Source organism: Epibacterium sp. HA2-3, from assembly GCF_055693725.2.
In genome coordinates this window covers 504,273-524,669 of the sequence record NZ_CM172490.1, presented here as the reverse complement: position 1 = coordinate 524,669, position 20,397 = coordinate 504,273, and the positions used below count along the sequence as shown (strand labels likewise).

Below are 20,397 nucleotides of genomic sequence, written 5' to 3'. Positions count from 1 at the left end.
CCCAAAGGCGAACTCACCCGTAGCGCGCGACGCGTAAAATTGTTACAAATCAACCGATAACCACGCAATCTTTGCTGCTCCCCACCCCGCACCCAAAGGATAGCCTCAAGATGCCTTCCGCCATTGTTCTTGCTTTGATTGATCGGGCCACACAAGCTGGGCGCATCATCCACCAATACTCCCGCAGGCCTTCTACGTCGCATCGAGGGCCGCGCCGCATGGGACAACCGGGTACCGCGACGGGCTTTTCAAGATGACGATTACCTTTCATCTCAATGGTGAACAGGTCTCGCTTGCGAAACCGGACCCCACCACGACGCTTCTGGACTGGCTGCGAGAAGAGCGCGGCCTCACCGGCACCAAAGAAGGCTGCAACGAGGGCGACTGCGGGGCCTGCACGGTCATGGTGACTGATCAGAGCGGCGCCAAGGCGCTCAATGCCTGCATTCTCTTTCTGCCTCAGTTGCATGGCAAATCCGTGCGCACCGTGGAAGGTGTCGCAGCACCAATAGGCACGCTGCATCCGGTTCAGCGTGCGATGATCGACCATCACGGCAGCCAGTGCGGCTTCTGCACGCCAGGATTTGTGATGTCGATGGTCACCGCGCATACAAATGGCGCCACAGACCATGACGATCAGCTTGCCGGCAATCTCTGCCGTTGCACCGGCTATGCGCCGATCATCCGTGCTGCCGAGGCCGCTCAGGACGCGCCCGTCCCTGATCATATCGCGCAGGATCGCAGTTTCACCTTTTCAGAAATACCTCGGGGGGAGGACGCAGACCGGGGGGCAGAGCCCCTAAACGCCCTGCGTCCCTGCTCTTCGGATGATCTGGCCAGAGTTTACGCAGCGCGACCCGAGGCCACGCTGATTGCTGGCGCCACTGATGTGGGGCTTTGGGTCACAAAGCATCTGCGCCAGCTGCGGGATGTGATTTTTTTGGACGGCTGTCGCGACCTCAAGGAGATCACAATCAGCGACGCGGAGGTGCGCATCGGTGCCATGGCCGATATGAACCACCTGCGCGCCGCCCTTGCGCCCTTGCACCCGTCCTATGCCGAGATGCTGCGCCGCTATGCCAGCCAACAGGTACGCGCGGCCGCCACGCTTGGGGGCAATATCGCCAATGGCTCTCCCATCGGGGACAACCCTCCCGCGCTCATCGCCCTGCGCGCCACACTGCATCTGCGCAAGGGCGACATGCGCCGGAGCCTGCCGCTGCAGGATTTCTTCATAGACTACGGCAAGCAGGACCGCGCGCCCGGCGAATTCATCGAAGCCGTGAGCTTTGACCGGCAGCCCGACAGCCTGCGGGTCTACAAGCTCTCAAAACGGTTTGATCAGGACATCTCGGCGGTGCTGGGCGCCTTCAATGTGACCGTCGTGAACGGCAATGTCACGGCTGCTGTGATCGCCTTTGGCGGGATGGCGGCCATTCCCAAACGCGCCACCCACGTCGAGGAGGCATTGGTCGGTCGCCCCTGGACAGAGGCGACCGTTGTGGCTGCACAGGCCGCGTTTGATCACGATTTCACGCCCCTGAGCGATATGCGCGCGTCTGCCGCCTACCGGCTCGACTGCGCACGCAATATGCTCCGGCGCTACTTCTCCGACCTGAACGGCGCGCCGGAACATGTGCTGGAGGTCCAGCCATGAGTGTGTCCACCCCCCTGCCCCATGATGCCGCCGCCCTGCACGTCACGGGCAAGGCCCGCTACGTGGATGACATCCCCACCCCCAAGGGCACACTGCATCTGGCCTTTGGTCTTGCGCCGATCGCCAGCGGTTCCATCACCGCGATGAACCTTGCCGAGGTTCACGCCTCGGACGGTGTGGTGGCAGTGCTGACCGCGGAGGATCTGCCCTTTGACAATGATGTTTCTCCCTCAGCCCATGATGAGCCGCTCCTGGCCAAGGGCGAGGTGCACTACCTCGGTCAGCCCGTCTTTTTGGTGGTTGCCACCTCTCATCGCGCCGCACGCGTTGCGGCGCGCAAGGGCGATATCGAATACCGCAAAACCGACGCGCTCTTGAGTGTGGAGGCGGCACTGGCAGCAGACAGCCGCTTTGAAGACGGCCCGCGCATCTATGAGAAAGGCGACGCCCCCGCAGCCATTCAGGCCTCTTTGCATGTGATCGAAGACAGCTTCGACATTGGTGGTCAGGAGCATTTCTATCTCGAAGGTCAGGCGGCGCTGGCGCTGCCGCAAGAAGATGGCGGCATGATCGTCAATTCGTCCACCCAGCACCCAACCGAAATCCAGCACAAGGTGGCCGAGGCGATTGGACTGCCGATGCACGCAGTCCGGGTCGAGACCCGACGCATGGGCGGCGGCTTTGGCGGCAAGGAAAGCCAGGGCAATGCGCTGGCAGTGGCCTGCGCCGTAGCCGCGCGCCTCACCGGCAAGGCCTGCAAGATGCGCTATGACCGCGACGATGACATGACCATCACCGGCAAGCGCCATGCGTTCCGGATCTCTTATCGCGCCGGTTTTGACGCAGAAGGGCGGATCACGGGCGTCGAGTTCACTCATTTGGTCAATTGCGGCTGGGCGCAGGACCTGTCGCTACCGGTGGCAGATCGCGCCATGCTGCATGCGGACAACGCCTATGCAATCCCTGCGATCCGCATTGAGAGCCATCGGCTGAAAACCAACCTGCAAAGCGCCACAGCGTATCGCGGCTTTGGCGGCCCTCAAGGCATGGTCGGCATCGAGCGGGTGATGGATCATGCCGCACAGGTCTTGGGGATGGATCCGGTCGAGCTGCGGCTACGCAACTACTATGCCGCCCCCCTTGCGTCCAAAGGGGGCTCTGCCCCCCGGTCAGCGACCTCCCCCCGGGATATTTCTGGAAAAGAGAAGGACAATACCACTCCCTATGGCATGGAAGTGACAGATTTCGAGCTGCATGAGATGACCGCGCAGCTCGTGAAATCCGCCGATTATGCCGCGCGCAAGGCGGAGATTTCGGCCTGGAACGCGCGCCATGACCGTTTGAAGCGCGGCCTGGCCTTCTCACCGGTGAAATTCGGGATCTCCTTTACGCTCACCCACCTTAATCAGGCGGGCGCCTTGGTGCACGTCTATCAGGATGGCTCCATCCATCTCAATCATGGCGGCACCGAGATGGGACAGGGGCTGTTTCAAAAGGTGGCCCAAGTGGCGGCTGCACGTTTTGGGGTCGACCTCGGGCGGGTGAAAATCACAGCGACTGACACCGCAAAGGTACCAAATACCTCGGCCACCGCAGCCTCCTCGGGCTCTGATCTCAATGGGATGGCGGTGAAAGCCGCCTGTGACACCATTCGCGACCGCATGGCGGCGCATCTGGCCGAAGTCTATCAACAGCCGAAATCCGCAGTTTCGTTTGAGAAGGATCAGGTGCGCATCGGCTCTGAACGGATCAGTTTTGAGGCGGCGGCGATGCAGTGTTACACGGGCCGGGTGAGCCTCTCGGCAACGGGGTTTTACAAAACGCCCTCGCTGGAGTGGGACCGGATCAAGGGAGCCGGACGGCCGTTTTTCTATTTCGCCTATGGGGCAGCGATCACCGAAGTGGTGGTCGACCGGCTGACCGGCGAAAACCGCATTCTGCGCGCCGATATCTTGCATGATGCGGGCGCCTCGCTGAACCCGGCACTCGATATCGGACAAGTGGAAGGCGCTTATGTTCAGGGCGCAGGCTGGCTCACGACCGAAGAGCTGGTCTGGGACGAGACCGGGCGGCTTCGCACCCATGCGCCATCTACCTACAAGATCCCGGCCTGCTCTGACCGGCCCGATGTGTTCAACGTGGCGCTCTATGACGGATCAAACCGCGAAGAGACCATCTATCGCTCCAAAGCGGTGGGCGAGCCACCGTTTATGCTGGGCATTTCGGCCTGGCTTGCGCTCTCGGATGCGGTGTCTCGTTTCGGCGAAGGGTATCCACATTTGAACGCGCCTGCGACGGCGGAAGAGATCTGGCGGGCAACAGAGACACTACGCCATGGGGTTTGACGTCGAAGCGCTAAAGGCGGCCGTAGAGGCCCATGGTCGGGTGATCCGCGTGGTGGTGGCCGAGGTCAAAGGCTCCGCACCGCGTGAAGTCGGTGCAGCCATGCTGGTTTGGGACGGCGGGCAATCTGGCACCATTGGCGGTGGGACGCTGGAATTTGAAGCCGCAGACGCCGCAAGACGTCAGGATGCGCCATACCGGCTTTCGACGCATGCATTGGGCCCAGATCTGGGGCAATGCTGCGGGGGCGCTGTCACCCTGTTGAGCGAAGTCTACACCGAAGTAAGCATCGCGCAGCTCACAGGCGAAGTGATCTCACGGGCGGTGGCTCCCGGACCGGAGCCTTTGGCGGTAAGCCGGATCCTGAACCAAGCCCGCGCGCAAGGGCTTGCGCCAGCGCCACAATTGATTGCTGGCTGGATGATCGAACCGGTCGCCTGCGCGACGCGACCCTTGTGGATCTGGGGCGCCGGCCATGTGGGGCGTGCGCTTGTTGAGGTGCTGGCACCTCTGCCGGATTACGCGATCACCTGGGTCGATGTGATGCGGTCAAAGTACCCGCAGGAGATCCCCGCTTCCGTCACGGCCCTACCCGCGCAGGAGCCGGACCGTCTGGTGCCACATGCACCTGCGGAAGCCTATCATCTGATCCTGACCTATTCCCATCAGCTGGATCTGGCGCTATGCCACCGGCTGTTGGGGCATGGGTTTGATTTTGCAGGGCTGATCGGATCCAAGACCAAATGGGCTCGGTTTCGTACGCGCCTTACAGCGCTTGGCCATCGCCCGGAGCAGATCGCGCGCCTTACCTGCCCGATCGGCATGCCCGAACTGGGCAAACATCCACATGCCATCGCCATCGGCGTGGCGGCAGAACTCATGGCGCTCTCGCAGCGTTTGGACTTGAAAAAGGAGCATAGCGCGTGAGCACGCCTCCCCTTCTGACCCTTGACGGCCTCACCAAGGCCTATCCCGGCGTCGTCGCCAATGACCAGGTCTCCTTCACCATCGGCACAGGCGAGGTGCATGCGCTTCTGGGTGAAAACGGTGCCGGAAAATCGACACTCGTGAAGATGATCTATGGCCTCGTGAAACCGGATTCCGGTCGCATGACCCTGCGCGGAGCGGCCTATGAGCCCTCCGAGCCGCGTCAAGCGCGCGCAGACGGCATTGCCATGGTATTTCAGCATTTTTCGCTATTTGATGCGCTGAATGTGGCAGAAAACATTGCCCTTGGCATGGAGAACCCACCGGCGCTGCGTGATCTGGCGGCCCGGATCCGTGAGGTGTCCGAAGCCTATGGGCTGCCGCTCGATCCTTACCGCACGGTCGGAGACCTTTCGGCGGGCGAGCGTCAGCGGGTGGAGATCATTCGCTGCCTGCTGCAGGATCCAAAGCTTCTGATCATGGACGAGCCGACATCGGTTCTGACACCGCAAGAGGTGGAGATCCTCTTTGAGACCCTGCGCAAGCTGAAGTCCGAAGGGACCTCGATCCTTTATATCTCGCACAAGCTCGAAGAAATCCGCGCGCTCTGCGACCACGCGACGATCCTGCGGCTCGGCAAGAATGTGGGCGAATGCGTGCCGCGCGACACCTCTGCCCGCGAGATGGCAGAACTGATGGTGGGTAGCGCGCTCAAGACGCCGGAACGCGGCGCGCGCAGCTTTGGTGATGTGGCACTGGATATTTCTGGCCTTTCGGTGCCCGCGCCTTCGGCATTTGGCACCGCGTTGAAGAATGTGCACCTGACCGTGCGTCGGGGCGAGATCCTTGGCATTGGTGGTGTTGCAGGCAACGGGCAGGACGAGCTGCTGTCAGTGATGTCGGGTGAGGTGACCACAGCCCGCGACGCGGTGAAATTCGACGGCCAGCCCATCGGGCGAATGGGCCCAACCGCGCGCCGCGCTCTTGGTGTCCTCAGTGCTCCCGAAGAGCGCCTGGGCCATGCCGCCGCGCCGGATATGAGCCTGACCGAAAATGCGCTTTTGACCGGGTCGGTGCGCGAGGGGCTGGAGCAGAACGGCTTTTTGAAATGGGGGGCGACCAAGTCCTTTGCAGAGAAGATCATCAAGGCGTTTGATGTGCGCACACCGGGACCGGAGAACGCGGCGCGCTCGCTCTCTGGTGGGAATTTGCAGAAGTTCGTCATTGGCCGTGAGGTGCTGCAGCGCCCCGAGGTCCTGATCGTGAACCAGCCCACATGGGGCGTGGATGCGGCGGCGGCGGCGGCAATACGGCAGTCGCTACTTGATCTTGCCGCGCAGGGGACTGCGGTGATCTGCATCAGTCAGGATCTCGATGAGCTGATGGAAATCTCCGACAATTTCGCCGCCCTCAATGAGGGTCGTCTGTCCGCCCCGCGCCCCACGGGGGAGCTGACGGTGGATGAGATCGGCCTGATGATGGGCGGTGCACATGGCATGGAAGTGGCGCATGTGTAGCGCACTTGTCGCGGACTTTGGGGAAGTGACGCTCGGGGCGGAAGCCTCCGGCGGGGATATTTGGAAGAAGATGAAAAGAACCGGAACACAAAGATCCGGCCAAGAGGGACAAGAGGGATGATCCGGCTAGAGAAACGACCGCAGCCATCGCGGGTGTGGTCCATGGCGACACCGCTGCTGGCGGTGCTTGCGACAATGGTGATGGGAGGGCTGTTGTTCGCGACCCTCGGCAAAAACCCCGTCGAGGCAATCCGAACGATCTTTTGGGAGCCACTGTTTGGCGAGTTCGCCTTTTATTATCGCCCGCAGCTTCTGGTTAAGGGCGCTCCGCTGGTTCTGATCGCAATCGGACTGAGCCTTGGGTTTCGTGCGGGGATCTGGAACATTGGCGCCGAAGGGCAATACATCATCGGTGCTTTGACCGGCGCAGGTGTGGGGTTGGCGTTCTATCCCACGGACTCCTGGGTGATCTTTCCGCTGATGGTTCTGGCGGGTGCCTTAGGGGGCTGGGCCTGGGCGATGATTCCAGCGGTGCTCAAAACCCGTTTTGGCACCAATGAAATCCTCGTATCCTTGATGCTGGTCTATGTGGCCGAGCAGTTGCTTGCATCCATGTCGCTGGGGTTGATGAAAAACCCCGAAGGCTTTGGCTTTCCGGGATCGCGCAACCTGCAACAATACGAGAGCGCCCACAACGCTGAACTGATTGCCGGAACCGGCATGCACTGGGGTGTTGTCGCGGCGATGATTGCGGTGATTTTCTCCTACGTGCTGCTGAACCGGCATATGCTCGGATATCACATCCGCCTGACCGGCGAAGCACCGCGGGCGGCCCGGTTTGCAGGCGTTAAACCCGCCCGGCTGGTTCTGTTTTGCCTTGGGATGTCTGGCGCTCTGGCAGGGCTTGCAGGCATGTTCGAGGTCTCTGGGCCTTCGGGCCAGGTCTCCATCGATTTCAACGTGGGCTACGGGTTTACCGCGATCATCGTGGCCTTTCTGGGGCGCCTGCATCCGGTGGGTATCCTGCTGGCAGGCGCCTTGATGGCGTTGACATACATTGGCGGCGACATTGCGCAGGGCAATCTCGGCCTGCCTTCGTCGGCCATTCAGGTGTTTCAGGGCATGCTGTTGTTCTTCTTGCTGGCGCTTGATCTGCTCACCAACTACCGCATCGCAATTGGCAAGCCGGAGGCGCTCTGATGGATCTGTCTGCTATCAATCCAGTCCTTCTCATCGCCTCCCTGATGGTGGCGGCGACCCCGTTGCTGCTGGCCGCTATCGGCGAGCTGGTGGTGGAGAAATCCGGCGTTCTGAACCTCGGCGTTGAAGGTATGATGATCGTCGGGGCTATTGCCGGGTTTGCAACCGCGGTCGAGACGGGCTCTCCGCTATTGGGATTTGTCGCCGCGGCCGCGGCCGGGGCGCTCTTGTCGCTATTGTTCGTGATCATGACCCAGGTGGCGCTGGCCAACCAGGTGGCCTCGGGTCTGGCGCTGACGCTATTTGGGCTCGGCCTGTCCGCGCTCATGGGGCAGCGATACGTAGGCGTGAAACCTCCTCAGATGGGGCGCGTGGACATTCCTCTTCTCTCGGATCTGCCCGTGGTTGGCCGAATCCTATTTGGCCATGATGTCGTGCTCTATTTCGGGATTGCTCTCACGGCTGCGGTTTGGGCAGTGCTCAAATACTCCCGCGTTGGCCTCATCCTGCGCGCGGTGGGTGAAAACCACGACGCGGCGCATGCACTGGGCTACAAGGTGGTCAAGATCCGCACGCTTGCGATCCTATTTGGAGGTGCCTGCGCGGGGCTTGGCGGGGCCTACATCAGCCTGATCCGCGTCCCGCAATGGACCGAGGGCATGACGGCCGGGATTGGCTGGATTGCACTGGCGCTGGTAGTCTTTGCCAGCTGGAAGCCATGGCGCGCGCTTTTGGGTGCCTATCTTTTTGGCGGTGTGACCGTGGTGCAGCTTAATCTTCAGGCGGCGGGCGTTGCTATCCCGGTGGAATATCTGGCAATGTCGCCGTATCTGATCACTATTCTGGTGCTCGTCATTCTTTCCGCCGACAAGAGCAGCGCGCCAGCGTCGCTTGGCCGGAGTTTTCACGCCTCCCGCTGACGTCGGAGGCCTATGGCAGGTGCGGGGTGTTTGCCTGCGCCGATCAAGACCTGTCCAGTCTCGGATCGAACCGGGGCGGACATTCAAACATGGAACCAATCAGGGGGAACCCATCACATGAAACTCACCAAACTTCTTGCCAGTGCAGCGGTTGCACTGGGTCTGGCCGCCGGTGGCGCGCTGGCCGAGGACAAAACCAAAGTCGGCTTTGTCTATGTTGGCCCCGTCGGAGATGGCGGCTGGACCTACGAGCACGATCAGGGCCGCAAGGCGGTTGTCGAGGAGTTCGGCGACGCGGTTGAAACCGTCTATGTTGAAAATGTTGCCGAAGGCCCAGACGCCGAGCGCGTGATCACGCAGATGGCTCTTCAGGGTGCGGATCTGATCTTCACCACCTCCTTTGGGTACATGGATCCGACCATCAATGTCGCCAAGAAGTTCCCGAACGTGAAATTCGAACACGCCACCGGCTACAAGCGCGCGGAAAACGTGTCGACCTACTCGGCCCGGTTCTACGAAGGTCGCGCCGTGCAAGGCGTTATTGCGGGTCATATGACCGAGAGCAACATCATCGGCTACATTGGCTCTTATCCGATCCCGGAAGTAATTCGCGGCATCAACTCGGCCTATATCCACGCCAAGAAAGTAAACCCCGACGTGCAGTTCAAGATCGTCTGGGCCTTCACCTGGTTTGACCCCGCCAAGGAAGCGGACGCTGCGAAGGTGCTGATCGAGCAGGGCGCAGATGTCATTCTGCAGCACACAGACTCCACCGCCCCGCAAGCCGCAGCGCAGGCCGCAGGCAACGTGATCACATTTGGTCAGGCCTCCGACATGGCAGAGTATGCGCCCAAGCCGCGCGTCTCTTCCATCATCGACAACTGGGCGCCCTATTACATCGCGCGCACCAAAGCGGTCATGGACGGCACCTGGACGTCTGTCGACACCTGGGACGGTATCGGCCCGGGCATGGTCGGCATTGGCGAGATCACCGATGCGGTTCCTGAAGACGTCAAAGCCGAAGCGCTGGCTCTGAAGGACGCGATCGCCTCTGGCGAATACCACCCCTTCACCGGCCCGCTGAAAAAGCAGGACGGCTCGGTGTTCCTCGCCGAAGGTGAAACTGCGGACGACGGCACCCTTGCTGGCATGAACTTCTACGTTGAAGGCATCGAAGGCACGATCCCCGAATAATCGGCGATCGTCACCTGAGACCTTGAAAGACCCGCCAGCACAGGCGGGTCTTTTTTGTCGGGGGCCGTCTGTGGTATCGCCGGGTTGCGGAATTTGGCACATTCGAGGCGTCCCTAACGAACTACATGCTCCGACGCAGCGCCAGATGCGCAGACCGCACGTTCCGCCAATTCTGCATCCGCACGCGCTGTGGTGGCAGTCGCCAGTCCCAAGAGATCCTGAATAAATCAGGGCCCAGACCCAGGGCGGCGCGAAACGGTGCAGCTGTTCAGGCCGAGAACACCTTTGCGGCCAATACGACCCGCGATGCAGCCGTCGCGAAACACAGGGTTCCAAACACATAGGCCAGTGGCGCAAACCCGTCGGGCCAGAGACACAGAACCACAAAAAAGCCGATGGTTTCTGCACCCTCAAGGAGCCCCCCGGTGAAGTAGAGCGTTTTCACCCCGCGCGCAGAGGTCTTCATTTCGCGTTTTTCAGCGAGCACGGCATAGCCCAGGAAACTCGCTCCATTGGCGTAAAAGCTGCACAACAGGAACGCCCCGGCCAATCCGTTTGCTTCGGGGGCAAGCGCCACAAATCCAAGCGGTACAGCGCCGTAGAATACAAAATCACAGACAATATCGAGGTAACCACCAAAATCACTTGGGGCGTGCTGACGGGCCACGGCTCCATCCAGCCCATCCGCCATCCGTGACGCCAACAGGAATGCCAGCGCCCAACAGGTCAGGCCAACTGCGATCAGCCCGGCTGACGCAAGCCCAAGACCAAGCCCGGCAAGGGTGACCTGATTGGCCGTGACGCCGCGCGCGGCAAGCCGGGCGCCCTGCGCATTCAGAAACGGGTCGATGAGGGGGCGGATCTTGGCATCAAACATGATCCAGATCTAACCGCTAGACGGTGAAACATCCACTCACGTTGCCGCTGCCGCGTCGTGATGATCAGGCCAAACTCTGCGTTGCGCGCGCCCGGTCTGCGTGTCAGTCTCCGGCGCATGACTGCTCAGACTTGCCCCCCGCTCACCACCCTTGATGGCCATGACGTTGGCCGGTTCGCCTTTGGCTGCATGCAATTTGGCGGACGCGCCGATGCGCAGGCCTCTGCCGAAATGTATGAGGCCTGCCGCGCAGCAGGTCTGCGCCATTTTGATACCGCGTGGCTCTATACCGAGGGCGCCAGCGAAGAGATCCTCGGTCAGTTGATCGCCAAGGACCGCGAGAGCCTCTATGTCGCGACCAAGGTTGGCTTCACCGGCGGCGCCAGCGCGGCGAATATGCGAGCGCAGTTCGATCAGTGCCGACAGCGCCTGAAGCTCGATCAGGTGGATCTTCTGTATTTGCACCGGTTTGACCCTGAAACCCCGCTCGAGGACACGCTGACCTGTTTTGCCGAACTTAAACAGGAAGGGCACATCCGCCATGTTGGCCTGTCAAACTTCGCCGCCTGGCAGGTCATGAAAGCCGTTGCTCTCGCGGCGCGACTGGGCCTCCGGATTGACGTGCTACAGCCGATGTACTCGCTGGTGAAACGACAGGCCGAGGTGGAAATCCTGCCGATGTGTGCCGACCAGGGGATTTTGCCCGTACCCTATTCGCCGCTGGGCGGCGGGCTCTTGACCGGGAAATATGCGCAAGGCGGCACAGGTCGGTTGAGCGAGGATGAAAACTATCGTGCCCGCTATGGCCAGGATTGGATGCACCGGACAGCCTCCGATCTTCTGCACTTGGCCGAGGATCTTGGCACCGATCCCGCGACGCTGGCAGTCGCATGGGCCGCAGGCCACCCCGCGCGCCCGGCTCCGATCCTCTCGGCACGTTCCGCAACCCAGCTTGCGCCCTCGCTCAAGGCCACGGAATTTGACATGTCTCCAGAACTTTATGCGCGTATCGAAGCCCTGAGCCCCCGCCCGGCCCCCGCCACGGACCGGCTCGAAGAAGCATGATAGACACTCTGATCATCGGCGGCGGAGTGGCCGGGCTTGGTGCAGCGGCACATTTGTCGCCATCGCATCAGGTGGTGGTGCTGGAACGCGAGGAGGTGCTTGGCTACCACGCCTCCGGGCGCTCTGCCGCGATGTTTGAGCAGGACTATGGCCCTCCTGCCATCAAGGCACTGTCGCGGGCCAGCCGCACCTTTTTCGAGGCCCCCGGCGAGGGGCGCGAGACATATCTCAGCCCGCGCGGACTGATGCTCGTTGGGCGCGCGGATCAACGCGCAGCGTTTGATGCAGATCTTGCGGAACTCGATCTTCAGGAGATTCCCATCAACGATGCGCTGGCACGGGTGCCGATCCTGAACCGGGAGGTCGTCGCCTTTGCTGCGCTTCATGACACGGCAACCGACATCGACACCGACCGGTTGATGGGAGACTGGACCAAAGACCTGCGCCGGCAGGGTGGCCAAACGGTCTTGCGACAGGAGGTGATGACGATCTCGCGCACCGACAAGGGCTGGCGCGTTGAAACCCGCGACACCCAATATGAGGCCCGCCAGATCGTCAACGCTGCCGGGGCTTGGGCAGACATCATCGCAGAAACCGCCGGGGTCACTCCGATCGGGCTCCAGCCCAAACGCCGCTCCATCGCGCAACTGCCTGCCCCAGAGGGTCGAGACGTCGCCAACTGGCCTATGCTCATGGGCGTGGGAGAGGCCTGGTACGCCAAACCCCAAGCGGGCAAGCTTCTGGTTTCGCCTGCGGATGCTGATCCCCTGCCTCCACAGGACGCCTGGGCGGATGACATGGTACTGGCGGAGGGGCTTGCGCGCTACGAGGAGATGGTGACCACGCCCGTTACACGGCTCGAAACCAGCTGGGCCGGATTGCGCAGTTTCGCTCCCGACGGTGTGCCGGTTATTGGCGAGGATCCGGATCATCCCGGATTCTGGTGGTACGCGGGCCAAGGTGGCTACGGGTTTCAAAGCGCCCCTGCCTCGGCCCGGCTACTGCGCGACCTGATGACAGGGCAGCGCCCAGAGATCGCTCCTCACATCATTGACGCTCTTGATCCTGCGAGGTTGCGCTGATGCCCTTTCGTTCCGTCCCGGGCCAGGCTTCGGTCGCCGAGCAAAGTGAGGGTGGCAAGCTCTTTGCCCCTTCTGCGGCGCGTAATCTGGAGCCCCTGCTTCAAATCGTGTCCCAGCATGCGCCCCAGCGGGGCCGGGCGCTTGAAATCGCCAGTGGCACCGGCCAGCACGTGATTGGCTATGCCCGCGCCTTGCCAGACATTGCGTGGCATCCCAGCGACATAGACCCGAGCAGACGCGCCAGCATTGATGCCTATGCCAGTGAGGCCGGTCTCACGAACATCGCACCCGCCGCGGCGCTGGATGCCACCACAGAGGGATGGGGCGCGCTGATCGGACCCTTTGATCTGATTGTGCTCTCGAACCTCTTACACCTGATCAGCAACACCGAAGCCCAAAACTTGCTGTCAGAAGCGGCCACCGCGCTGACACGCTCTGGACGTTTGCTGATTTATGGCCCCTTCTCGCGCGAGGGCCTTTTGGTGAGCGAAGGTGACAAAGCGTTTCACGCAGCCCTCACAGAGCATGACCCTGACATCGGCTACAAGAACGTCGAAACCGTCTCGATCTGGGCCGCCGAAGCCGGATTGCAGATGGCACCGCCCAAGGACATGCCCGCAAACAACCTCTGTCTGGTCTTCTCCCCTACATGAGCCGATTGAAAAAATGACGCTTTTGTAACAGGAACCCCTCAAAAACCGGGACCTGCGCGCTTAACTCAGAGCCAAGCAACACAAGCAACAACTGCAAGGTGTCTCATGGCCCAGCCCCTCCCTTCCTTTGTCGCGTCTGCGCCATCCGGGCCACGCGTTTTGACGCTGGCTATACTCTGTCTGGTTGCCACCACCCTCGGCGCGCAGACGGCAGGAGCAGATCCGGATTTTCTGGCGAGCCTAGATTTTGATGGCGATGGCGCGGTGACGGTGAGCGAAGTCGCCCTGGTGCGCAATCAGCAGTTCGAGCAGATCGACCGGGACGGCGATGGGTTTATCGATGCGGACGAGTTTGATCGCTCGCTTCAAGAGACCAGAACCCGCTTCCGCCAAATGGGTCAGGACTATGAGGAGCACAGGGCCAGCCCGGGCCGGATTGACGCCTTCACTTTTGCCGACTCGGATGCGGATGGCCTGATCTCGAGGCGGGAGTTTCACCGCCATTCCGACCGCTTCGCTCAGAGCCTTGATCGGGACGGCGATGGCATCGTTTCGGATAGGGATATGGCACGCTAGGCTTAGAGTGCTGTGGACAACACGCTGCGCCCCAGATCCCCGCTTTTGGACACCATGGATGATGCCAGATCGAGCGCTGCATCAAAGTCCTGCGGCGTGGTGACCTCTGCGACGCCGCTTCTGGCCCTGATCCCTTTCGGCAAATGTGGCTGCACAGTCTTGCAGACAGTTTGACCAAGCTCGAAACATTCAAATGCCCTCCAGCCCGCAAGGCCGATCAGGAATTCGCTGCCACCTAGCCGGTAGAGCCGCTCTCGGGTGCTCAGAAGAGGAATGATCGCGGCCGCAACAGAGGCCATGATGTCATCCGCCCGCGCGCCTTCGCCCCGCACCCGCAGATCCATCAATCCATCGAGGCGCACCACGACCAGACCGACAGGCGCATAGGATGCGATCATTGACTTGTCCTGTTCCATGCGCGCGCGGGAAAAGGCCCGTGTCACCGGATCGCGCCCATCGTCGCCATCCAGCCTCGAACGCAGCGACACGATCTCCCCCTCGGCGAGCCAGAGGTAGGCCGAGGTGATGAGCCCCGCCGCCAGTAGACGCGCCGCGTTGCCCGGATCGCCCTGCAAAAGCACCACCAGTGGCACAACCGCGATCAGCACCAGCCGCGCGGGTTGGTATTGCGAGGGGGGCGCCGCAAACCTCAACCCAACCAGGGTCGGGAACATCCAGGTTGCGCCGGACAGGCCGACATAGCAGGTGGTCAGGATCACGGTGGCGGTCAATACGGTGACAAGCATCCACAATGGAATGAAGGCCTCGCGCTCAAGGTGCAGCGCGATGATGTTCACCAGAATGATCCCCGCCAACACAACAAGGATGGCACTCAGCGCCCAATGTGACAGCAGCACGCTTTTGACCGCAAGCCCCAGCAGCAACGCAACACAAAAGCCACGGGTAATCGAGTCGAGATAGCGCGCGGGTATATCCGCAACCACAGCTAGGAACTTACTCAGGATCACTGTCTTTTTTAACCTCCGACGCCCTGTTCAGAGGCGCCGCAACACGGTCGTCATTATCCCGCAAATTGGTCGCAGGACCAAGGGAAAAGCGCCCCGGCAAAACCGGAGCGCTTGTGCGACCTTAAAGCCCAGCGCCACAGGGCGCGGACGAAGATGGTAGGGATCAACCGTCCTTTCGGATGGTTTCGTTCTTGGGATCATAGGGGCTGTCGCAAGTGACAACCGCATCCCAGAGCTTATCCTGGATCTTCACTTTCAGTTTGGTGCCTTCGACAGCCATCTCGGGTTTGACGTAGCCCATGCCGATGGATTTCTCGAAGGCGACCGAGTAGCCACCCGAGGTCAGGCGGCCCACACGGGTGCCATCCTCGGCATAGAGCGCCTCGCGACCCCAGGGATCGGCGTCTTCTGGCCCATCGATCAGCAGGGTACAGCACTTCACGCGGACGCCGGTTTCGACCAGCTTGTCCTTGCCGTGAAAGTCCTTTTCCAGATCGACGAAGCGCGGCAGGTCGGCTTCGAGCGGGGTCGCGTCACGGCCCAGTTCGTTGCCAAAGGCGCGGTAACTTTTCTCCTGACGCAGCCAGTTCTGAGCGCGTGCGCCCACGAGCTTCATACCGTGTTTCTCGCCCGCTTTTTCCAGGAGGTCGAAGAGGTAGTTCTGCATCTCGATCGGGTGGTGGAGTTCCCAGCCCAGTTCACCAGTATAGGCCACGCGGATCGCGTTCACCGGGCACATGCCCAGTTCGATCTGCTTGGCGGAGAGCCACGGGAAGCGCTTGTTGGAGAGCGCAGTCGCCGGATCGGCATCCACGATGACCTCTTTCAGCACATCGCGGGACTTGGGCCCTGCGATGGCAAAGACGCCCCACTGCGTGGTCACATCCTGGATCTCGATGTAGCCGAATTCCTCCATCTTGTCCTCGGCCGCCTTGCGCAGGAAGTCGGCGTCATATTCGGACCACGCACCGGCGGAGACCAGATAGTAGTTGTTCTCGCCGTTGCGCACGATGGTGTATTCGGTGCGGGTGGTACCGAATGCGGTCAGCGCATAGGTCAGGTTGATGCGGCCAACCTTCGGGAGCTTGTTGCAGGTGAACCAGTCGAGGAACTGGGTGGCACCGGGGCCTTTGACGACATGTTTCGTAAAGGCGGTCGCGTCAATGAGGCCAACGCCTTCGCGGATTGCCTTGGCTTCGTCCACGGCATGCTGCCACCAGCCACCACGACGGAAGGAGCGTGCTTCTTCGTCAAAATTGTCCGGTGCATCCACCGGGCCGAAGTAGTTCGGACGTTCCCATCCATTGACCCAGCCAAACTGTGCACCGCGCGCTTTCTGGCGGTCGAACGCAGGCGCGGTGCGCAGCGGGCGCGCAGCGGGGCGTTCTTCGTCCGGGTGGTGCAGAATGTAAACGTGCTCGTAGCACTCTTCGTTCTTGCGGGCCGCGAACTCTGTGGTCATCCAGTTGGAGGAGTAGCGTTTGGGATCAAGCGACGCCATGTCGATCTCGGCTTCGCCATCGACCATCATCTGCGCGAGGTAATAGCCGGTGCCGCCTGCAGCGGTGATCCCGAAGGAGAAGCCTTCGGCCAGCCACATGTTGCGCAGACCCGGCGCCGGGCCGACCAGCGGGTTGCCATCAGGCGTGTAGCAGATCGGGCCGTTGAAATCGTCCTTGAGACCACTGTCAGCACAGGAGGGCACACGCTCCGCCATCGCCATGTATTGTTCCGCAATCCGGTCCAGATCAAGCGGGAACAGATCCGCACGGAAGCTGTCCGGAACGCCATGCTCAAACCGCGCCGGGGCGCCGTGCTCGTAGATGCCAAGGATCCAGCCGCCGCGCTCTTCGCGGGCGTAGGATTCATTGTCGGCGTCACGGATGACAGGGTGCTCGGGGTTGCCCGCTTCGCGCCATTTGACCAGCTCGGGGTCTTTGTCCATCACAATGAACGTGTGCTCGACCGGGATTGCGGGCATCTTGATGCCAAGCATCTTGGCCGTGCGCTGCGCGTGGTTGCCGGAGGCTGTGACAACGTGCTCGGCAGTGATCACCACCTGCTCGTCTGTCTCCACGAGATTGCCGCCCTTTTCCGCCATCACGGTGCAGGTCACTTCCCAATGGGTACCGTTCCAGTGGAAGGCGTCGGCCTGCATCTTGCGCACGATCTCAACACCACGCTGACGTGCGCCCTTGGCCATCGCCTGGGTCACATCTGCGGGGTTAATATAGCCATCCTCGGTGTGGTAGATCGCGCCTTTGAGGTCACCGGTCTCAATGAGCGGCCAGCGTTCCTTGATCTGCTCCGGAGTGAGCCACTCATAGGCCACATCGCAGGTCTCGGCGGTCGAGGCATAGAGCATATACTCGTCCATACGCTCCTGTGTCTGCGCCATGCGCAGGTTGCCGACAACGGCAAAGCCCGCATTGAGGCCGGTCTCTTCCTCAAGCGTCTTGTAGAAATCCACCGAGTATTTGTGGATGTGGGTGGTCGCATAGGACATGTTGAACAGCGGCAAAAGGCCAGCGGCGTGCCACGTGGAGCCGGACGTCAGCTCGTCGCGCTCAATCAGCATGACATCGTCCCAACCAGCCTTGGCCAGATGATATGCGATCGAAGTACCGACGGCGCCACCGCCTACGACCAGTGCTTTGACTTGGGTTTTCATGAGCCCGCTCTCCGAGTTCTCTGATTCACAATTGAATCGGTTATGACGCACAGAGCGCCCAAGGCGGCAAATCAGTCCGACGCAAAAAATGACAAAACCGACTTCACGTCAGAGTTTCAGCCAAAAACCGCGCACTCATCGCCAAATGAGGGGGGTGTCAGAGAGTATGGCTTGGCTTTTCCCGGAAACCTGTTTCCGCTCATCGCGTCAGTATTGGAGGTCCAGTCCCGAGCGTAGTCGGAGGCCATACACGCATTGCGCCCGGTAAAGAGAGGCATTTTTATGAGTGATCAGATTTCAGAAAAATCCGGCAAATGTGCCTGTGGTGCAGTCCAATTTAAGGTGCTTGCACCCGACACCTATGGCGCGTGTCACTGCCAGATGTGTCGCCGCTGGACAGGAGGCGTATGGATGGGTGTCGTCTGCACAAAGGTACTTTCGATCGAAGGCCCAGTACGGTCCTGGGAGTCCTCTCGCATCGGCAGTAGAGGCAGTTGCCGCTACTGCGGCTCTAGCCTGTGGCACAAACCAAGGCACTCGGAGCATTACACTTTCGGACAGGGGCTTTTCGATGATCAGACCGGTTGGTACCTCCGCAGGGAGATCTTCAGCGATGAAAAACCGGATCACTACGCCTTGGCCGACAAGGGACAGACCGCGCTGACCGGCTGGGGAACCCTCTGGGCTGTGATCCTCGGAAGATTGCCGAAATAGCCTTGCGCGTGTCAGCAGTCCAGCACATTGCCGCGCCGCACACAGGGGCGCTGCTCTTGGGTGTCCTGCACCGGCATCGTCTGTGGTTGCTGCGGTATCGGGACCTGGGTCGCAGAGGGCGGCGGCAAAAGCACGACCTGCTCCATCTCGAGGTCCTGCCCCATCACATGCGCCTTTGCCACCGCAAGTCCGCGCAGCGCGCGAAACGCGACATCCAAGGGCGATGTGACCTCGCCCTCTGGCGCGCCAACACGCCCATCCGACGCCACGCGCAACGGCTCCCCGCCGAGGCGTCGCTGCAATGTCAATCGATAGGAATCGACGTCATAGGTCGCGATTGTCCGCCCGACAGCCTTGGCCTGCATATCGTAATCGACGCCGACCATGATGAGACCGCAGATCAAAATGAACATATAGAACCGAAACAGGCTCAAAAGTCGTCTGATGAAAAACATCCTACCCCACCTTCTCACAAAGCCCTGTTAGCAAGAAGATGGGGCAGAAATTGGGCCATAGAAAGGAGCAGCTGATGCCGCGCCTTTGACCGGCCAGAGGTCAGCCGTCGATCAGGATCTTGCCCGGGTTGAGGATATTATCCGGGTCCAGCGCTGCCTTGACCGCCGCCATAAAGCGGGTGGTCTCCCCCAATTCACGAACCAGATAGGGGCGTTTGCCCTGCCCGATGCCGTGTTCCCCGGTGCAGGTGCCTTCCATGGAAATCGCCAGATCGTTGAGCCAGCTGACATAGGTATCCGCCTTTTCTCGCTCTTCTGCGCTCTCCATATCGATCAGCAAAAGCGCATGGAAATTGCCATCTCCCACATGTCCCACGATGGGCGCAATCAGCCCCATTTCTTCGGCCTTGGAGCGGGCCGCAGAGACGCAATCGGCGAGTTTGGAAATCGGCACGCAGACATCGGTCGAGATCCCCTTGGCACCAGGGCGCAGCCCAAGGCTGGCCCAATACATGTCGTGACGCGCCTGCCAGAGCTTGTTGCGTTCTTCCGGCGTCGATGTCGCGGCAATGTCAAACCCTCCGAACTCTTCTGCAATTTGCGCAAAGGTATCCGACTGCTCGACGACGCCGGCGTCCGAGCCATGAAATTCAAGGAGCAACAACGGCACCTCAGGCAAATCCAGCCCGGAATGCTGATTGGCGGCGCGCACACTCATTTCATCCAAAAGCTCGATGCGGGCGACGGGGATGCCGTATTGAATGGTCATCATCACAGCCTGACAGGCCTCATCCACCGAACGGAAAGAACAGCGCGCCGAGCGGATTGCCTCTGGAATGCCCTGCAGCTTCAGGGTGATCTCGGTGATCAGCCCCAAAGTCCCCTCAGAACCAACCAGAAGACGGGTCATGTCATACCCCGCCGAAGACTTCTTGGCCCGAGACGCGGTCCGGATGATGCTGCCGTCGGCCATCACCGCTTCAAGGCTCAGAACATTGTCCTTCATGGTGCCATAGCGCACAGCATTGGTGCCAGAAGCCCGCGTTGCCACCATGCCACCCAGTGATGCGTTTGCGCCGGGATCAATGGGGAAGAAAAGCCCCTGATCGCGCAGATAGGTGTTGAGCTGCTCGCGGGTCACTCCGGGCTGCACCACCACGTCGAGATCCTCCGCGTGGACCGCAACGATCTGATCCATCCGCATCATATCCACGCAGATGCCACCCGCGGGGGCGTTGACATGCCCCTCCAACGAGGTGCCCGTTCCGAAGGGGATAATCGGCACACCAAACTCGGCGCATATTTTAACAATATCAGAGACCTCTTCGGAGGATGTTGGAAAGACCACTGCATCCGGCGCCTGGTTGTCGATCCAGGTGGTCGTGTGCCCATGCTGCTCACGAAGGGCCTGCCCGGTCTGCAGACGATCGCCAAACGCCTCAGACAGCGCGGCGATTGCAGCTTTGATACCGCCTTCGTTACGGGGCAATGTGATGGCCTGAACCATGATGGTGTCCTCTCTCGTATTCCCAGCGCCAACAAGATCTCGCAAAGCATTTGCCTTGTTAACAAAATATA

The 20,397-nt window shown here is 60.9% G+C and carries 17 protein-coding genes; 12 read left to right on the top strand and 5 right to left on the bottom strand.

Going from position 1 to position 20,397, the window contains the following annotated elements; translation table 11 throughout:
- Positions 1-253: 253 nt before the first annotated feature.
- The 7 genes from xdhA to ACZ1HH_RS02495 all read left to right on the top strand — a co-directional run bounded on the left by xdhA (position 254) and on the right by ACZ1HH_RS02495 (position 9,758).
- Complete coding sequence (gene xdhA / locus ACZ1HH_RS02525) at positions 254-1,657, top strand: xanthine dehydrogenase small subunit (protein WP_472637224.1); 1,404 nt, start codon at positions 254-256, stop codon at positions 1,655-1,657.
- Positions 1,654-4,002, top strand: a complete 2,349-nt coding sequence (gene xdhB, locus ACZ1HH_RS02520; RefSeq protein ID WP_487320357.1) for a xanthine dehydrogenase molybdopterin binding subunit — start codon at positions 1,654-1,656, stop codon at positions 4,000-4,002. Before xdhA ends, xdhB begins: the two co-directional genes overlap by 4 nt.
- The gene (xdhC, locus tag ACZ1HH_RS02515) at positions 3,992-4,927 is read left to right on the top strand and encodes a xanthine dehydrogenase accessory protein XdhC (protein ID WP_472637223.1); all 936 of its coding nucleotides are present in this window, start codon (positions 3,992-3,994) and stop codon (positions 4,925-4,927) included. The genes xdhB and xdhC overlap by 11 nt, the downstream gene beginning before the upstream one ends.
- Positions 4,924-6,444 (top strand): ABC transporter ATP-binding protein, encoded by a 1,521-nt coding sequence (locus ACZ1HH_RS02510; RefSeq protein ID WP_472637222.1) that lies wholly within the window; start codon positions 4,924-4,926, stop codon positions 6,442-6,444. The genes xdhC and ACZ1HH_RS02510 overlap by 4 nt, the downstream gene beginning before the upstream one ends.
- 117 nt (positions 6,445-6,561) lie before the next feature.
- Positions 6,562-7,644, top strand: coding sequence for an ABC transporter permease (locus tag ACZ1HH_RS02505; protein WP_011537843.1), 1,083 nt, complete (start codon positions 6,562-6,564; stop codon positions 7,642-7,644).
- Positions 7,644-8,564, top strand: coding sequence for an ABC transporter permease (locus ACZ1HH_RS02500; RefSeq protein WP_011537842.1), 921 nt, complete (start codon positions 7,644-7,646; stop codon positions 8,562-8,564). The genes ACZ1HH_RS02505 and ACZ1HH_RS02500 overlap by 1 nt, the downstream gene beginning before the upstream one ends.
- A 117-nt stretch (positions 8,565-8,681) precedes the next feature.
- Complete coding sequence (locus ACZ1HH_RS02495) at positions 8,682-9,758, top strand: BMP family ABC transporter substrate-binding protein (RefSeq protein WP_011537841.1); 1,077 nt, start codon at positions 8,682-8,684, stop codon at positions 9,756-9,758.
- A gap of 268 nt (positions 9,759-10,026) precedes the next feature.
- Here the strand turns inward: ACZ1HH_RS02495 and ACZ1HH_RS02490 are convergent, their stop codons facing one another.
- Positions 10,027-10,635 carry a CDP-alcohol phosphatidyltransferase family protein gene (locus ACZ1HH_RS02490; RefSeq protein ID WP_416367953.1) on the bottom strand — a complete coding sequence of 203 codons (609 nt, stop codon included), beginning with the start codon at positions 10,633-10,635 and terminating at the stop codon, positions 10,027-10,029.
- Positions 10,636-10,752: 117 nt separating this feature from the next.
- On the opposite strand from ACZ1HH_RS02490, the gene ACZ1HH_RS02485 reads away from it, so the two are divergent.
- From ACZ1HH_RS02485 to ACZ1HH_RS02470, 4 genes are all read left to right on the top strand, one after another.
- A complete protein-coding gene (locus ACZ1HH_RS02485) occupies positions 10,753-11,700 on the top strand; it encodes an aldo/keto reductase (RefSeq protein ID WP_044027012.1) in 948 nt (315 codons plus the stop codon).
- A complete protein-coding gene (locus ACZ1HH_RS02480; RefSeq protein WP_011537838.1) occupies positions 11,697-12,782 on the top strand; it encodes an NAD(P)/FAD-dependent oxidoreductase in 1,086 nt (361 codons plus the stop codon). The genes ACZ1HH_RS02485 and ACZ1HH_RS02480 overlap by 4 nt, the downstream gene beginning before the upstream one ends.
- Positions 12,782-13,435 (top strand): DUF938 domain-containing protein, encoded by a 654-nt coding sequence (locus ACZ1HH_RS02475; RefSeq protein ID WP_416367952.1) that lies wholly within the window; start codon positions 12,782-12,784, stop codon positions 13,433-13,435. The genes ACZ1HH_RS02480 and ACZ1HH_RS02475 overlap by 1 nt, the downstream gene beginning before the upstream one ends.
- A gap of 105 nt (positions 13,436-13,540) precedes the next feature.
- Positions 13,541-14,011 carry an EF-hand domain-containing protein gene (locus ACZ1HH_RS02470; protein ID WP_472637221.1) on the top strand — a complete coding sequence of 157 codons (471 nt, stop codon included), beginning with the start codon at positions 13,541-13,543 and terminating at the stop codon, positions 14,009-14,011.
- A 2-nt stretch (positions 14,012-14,013) separates the two neighbouring features.
- Here ACZ1HH_RS02470 and ACZ1HH_RS02465 read toward each other — a convergent pair whose 3' ends face one another.
- Together ACZ1HH_RS02465 and ACZ1HH_RS02460 are read right to left on the bottom strand one after the other, a co-directional pair.
- On the bottom strand, positions 14,014-14,979 hold the full coding sequence (locus tag ACZ1HH_RS02465; protein WP_487320356.1) for a nucleotidyl cyclase domain-containing protein: 966 nt from the start codon (positions 14,977-14,979) through the stop codon (positions 14,014-14,016).
- A 163-nt stretch (positions 14,980-15,142) separates the two neighbouring features.
- Positions 15,143-17,650: a GcvT family protein gene (locus tag ACZ1HH_RS02460; RefSeq protein ID WP_011537834.1), complete on the bottom strand. Its 2,508-nt coding sequence runs from the start codon at positions 17,648-17,650 to the stop codon at positions 15,143-15,145.
- Between the two features lie 282 nt (positions 17,651-17,932).
- On the opposite strand from ACZ1HH_RS02460, the gene ACZ1HH_RS02455 reads away from it, so the two are divergent.
- On the top strand, positions 17,933-18,364 hold the full coding sequence (locus ACZ1HH_RS02455) for a GFA family protein (RefSeq protein WP_011537833.1): 432 nt from the start codon (positions 17,933-17,935) through the stop codon (positions 18,362-18,364).
- Positions 18,365-18,375: 11 nt separating this feature from the next.
- On the opposite strand, the gene ACZ1HH_RS02450 is transcribed toward ACZ1HH_RS02455, so the two are convergent.
- Both ACZ1HH_RS02450 and ACZ1HH_RS02445 read right to left on the bottom strand, forming a co-directional pair.
- Positions 18,376-18,819 (bottom strand): hypothetical protein, encoded by a 444-nt coding sequence (locus ACZ1HH_RS02450; protein WP_472637218.1) that lies wholly within the window; start codon positions 18,817-18,819, stop codon positions 18,376-18,378.
- A gap of 100 nt (positions 18,820-18,919) precedes the next feature.
- The gene (locus tag ACZ1HH_RS02445) at positions 18,920-20,326 is read right to left on the bottom strand and encodes an FAD-binding oxidoreductase (protein WP_168610660.1); all 1,407 of its coding nucleotides are present in this window, start codon (positions 20,324-20,326) and stop codon (positions 18,920-18,922) included.
- Positions 20,327-20,397 lie beyond the last annotated feature (71 nt).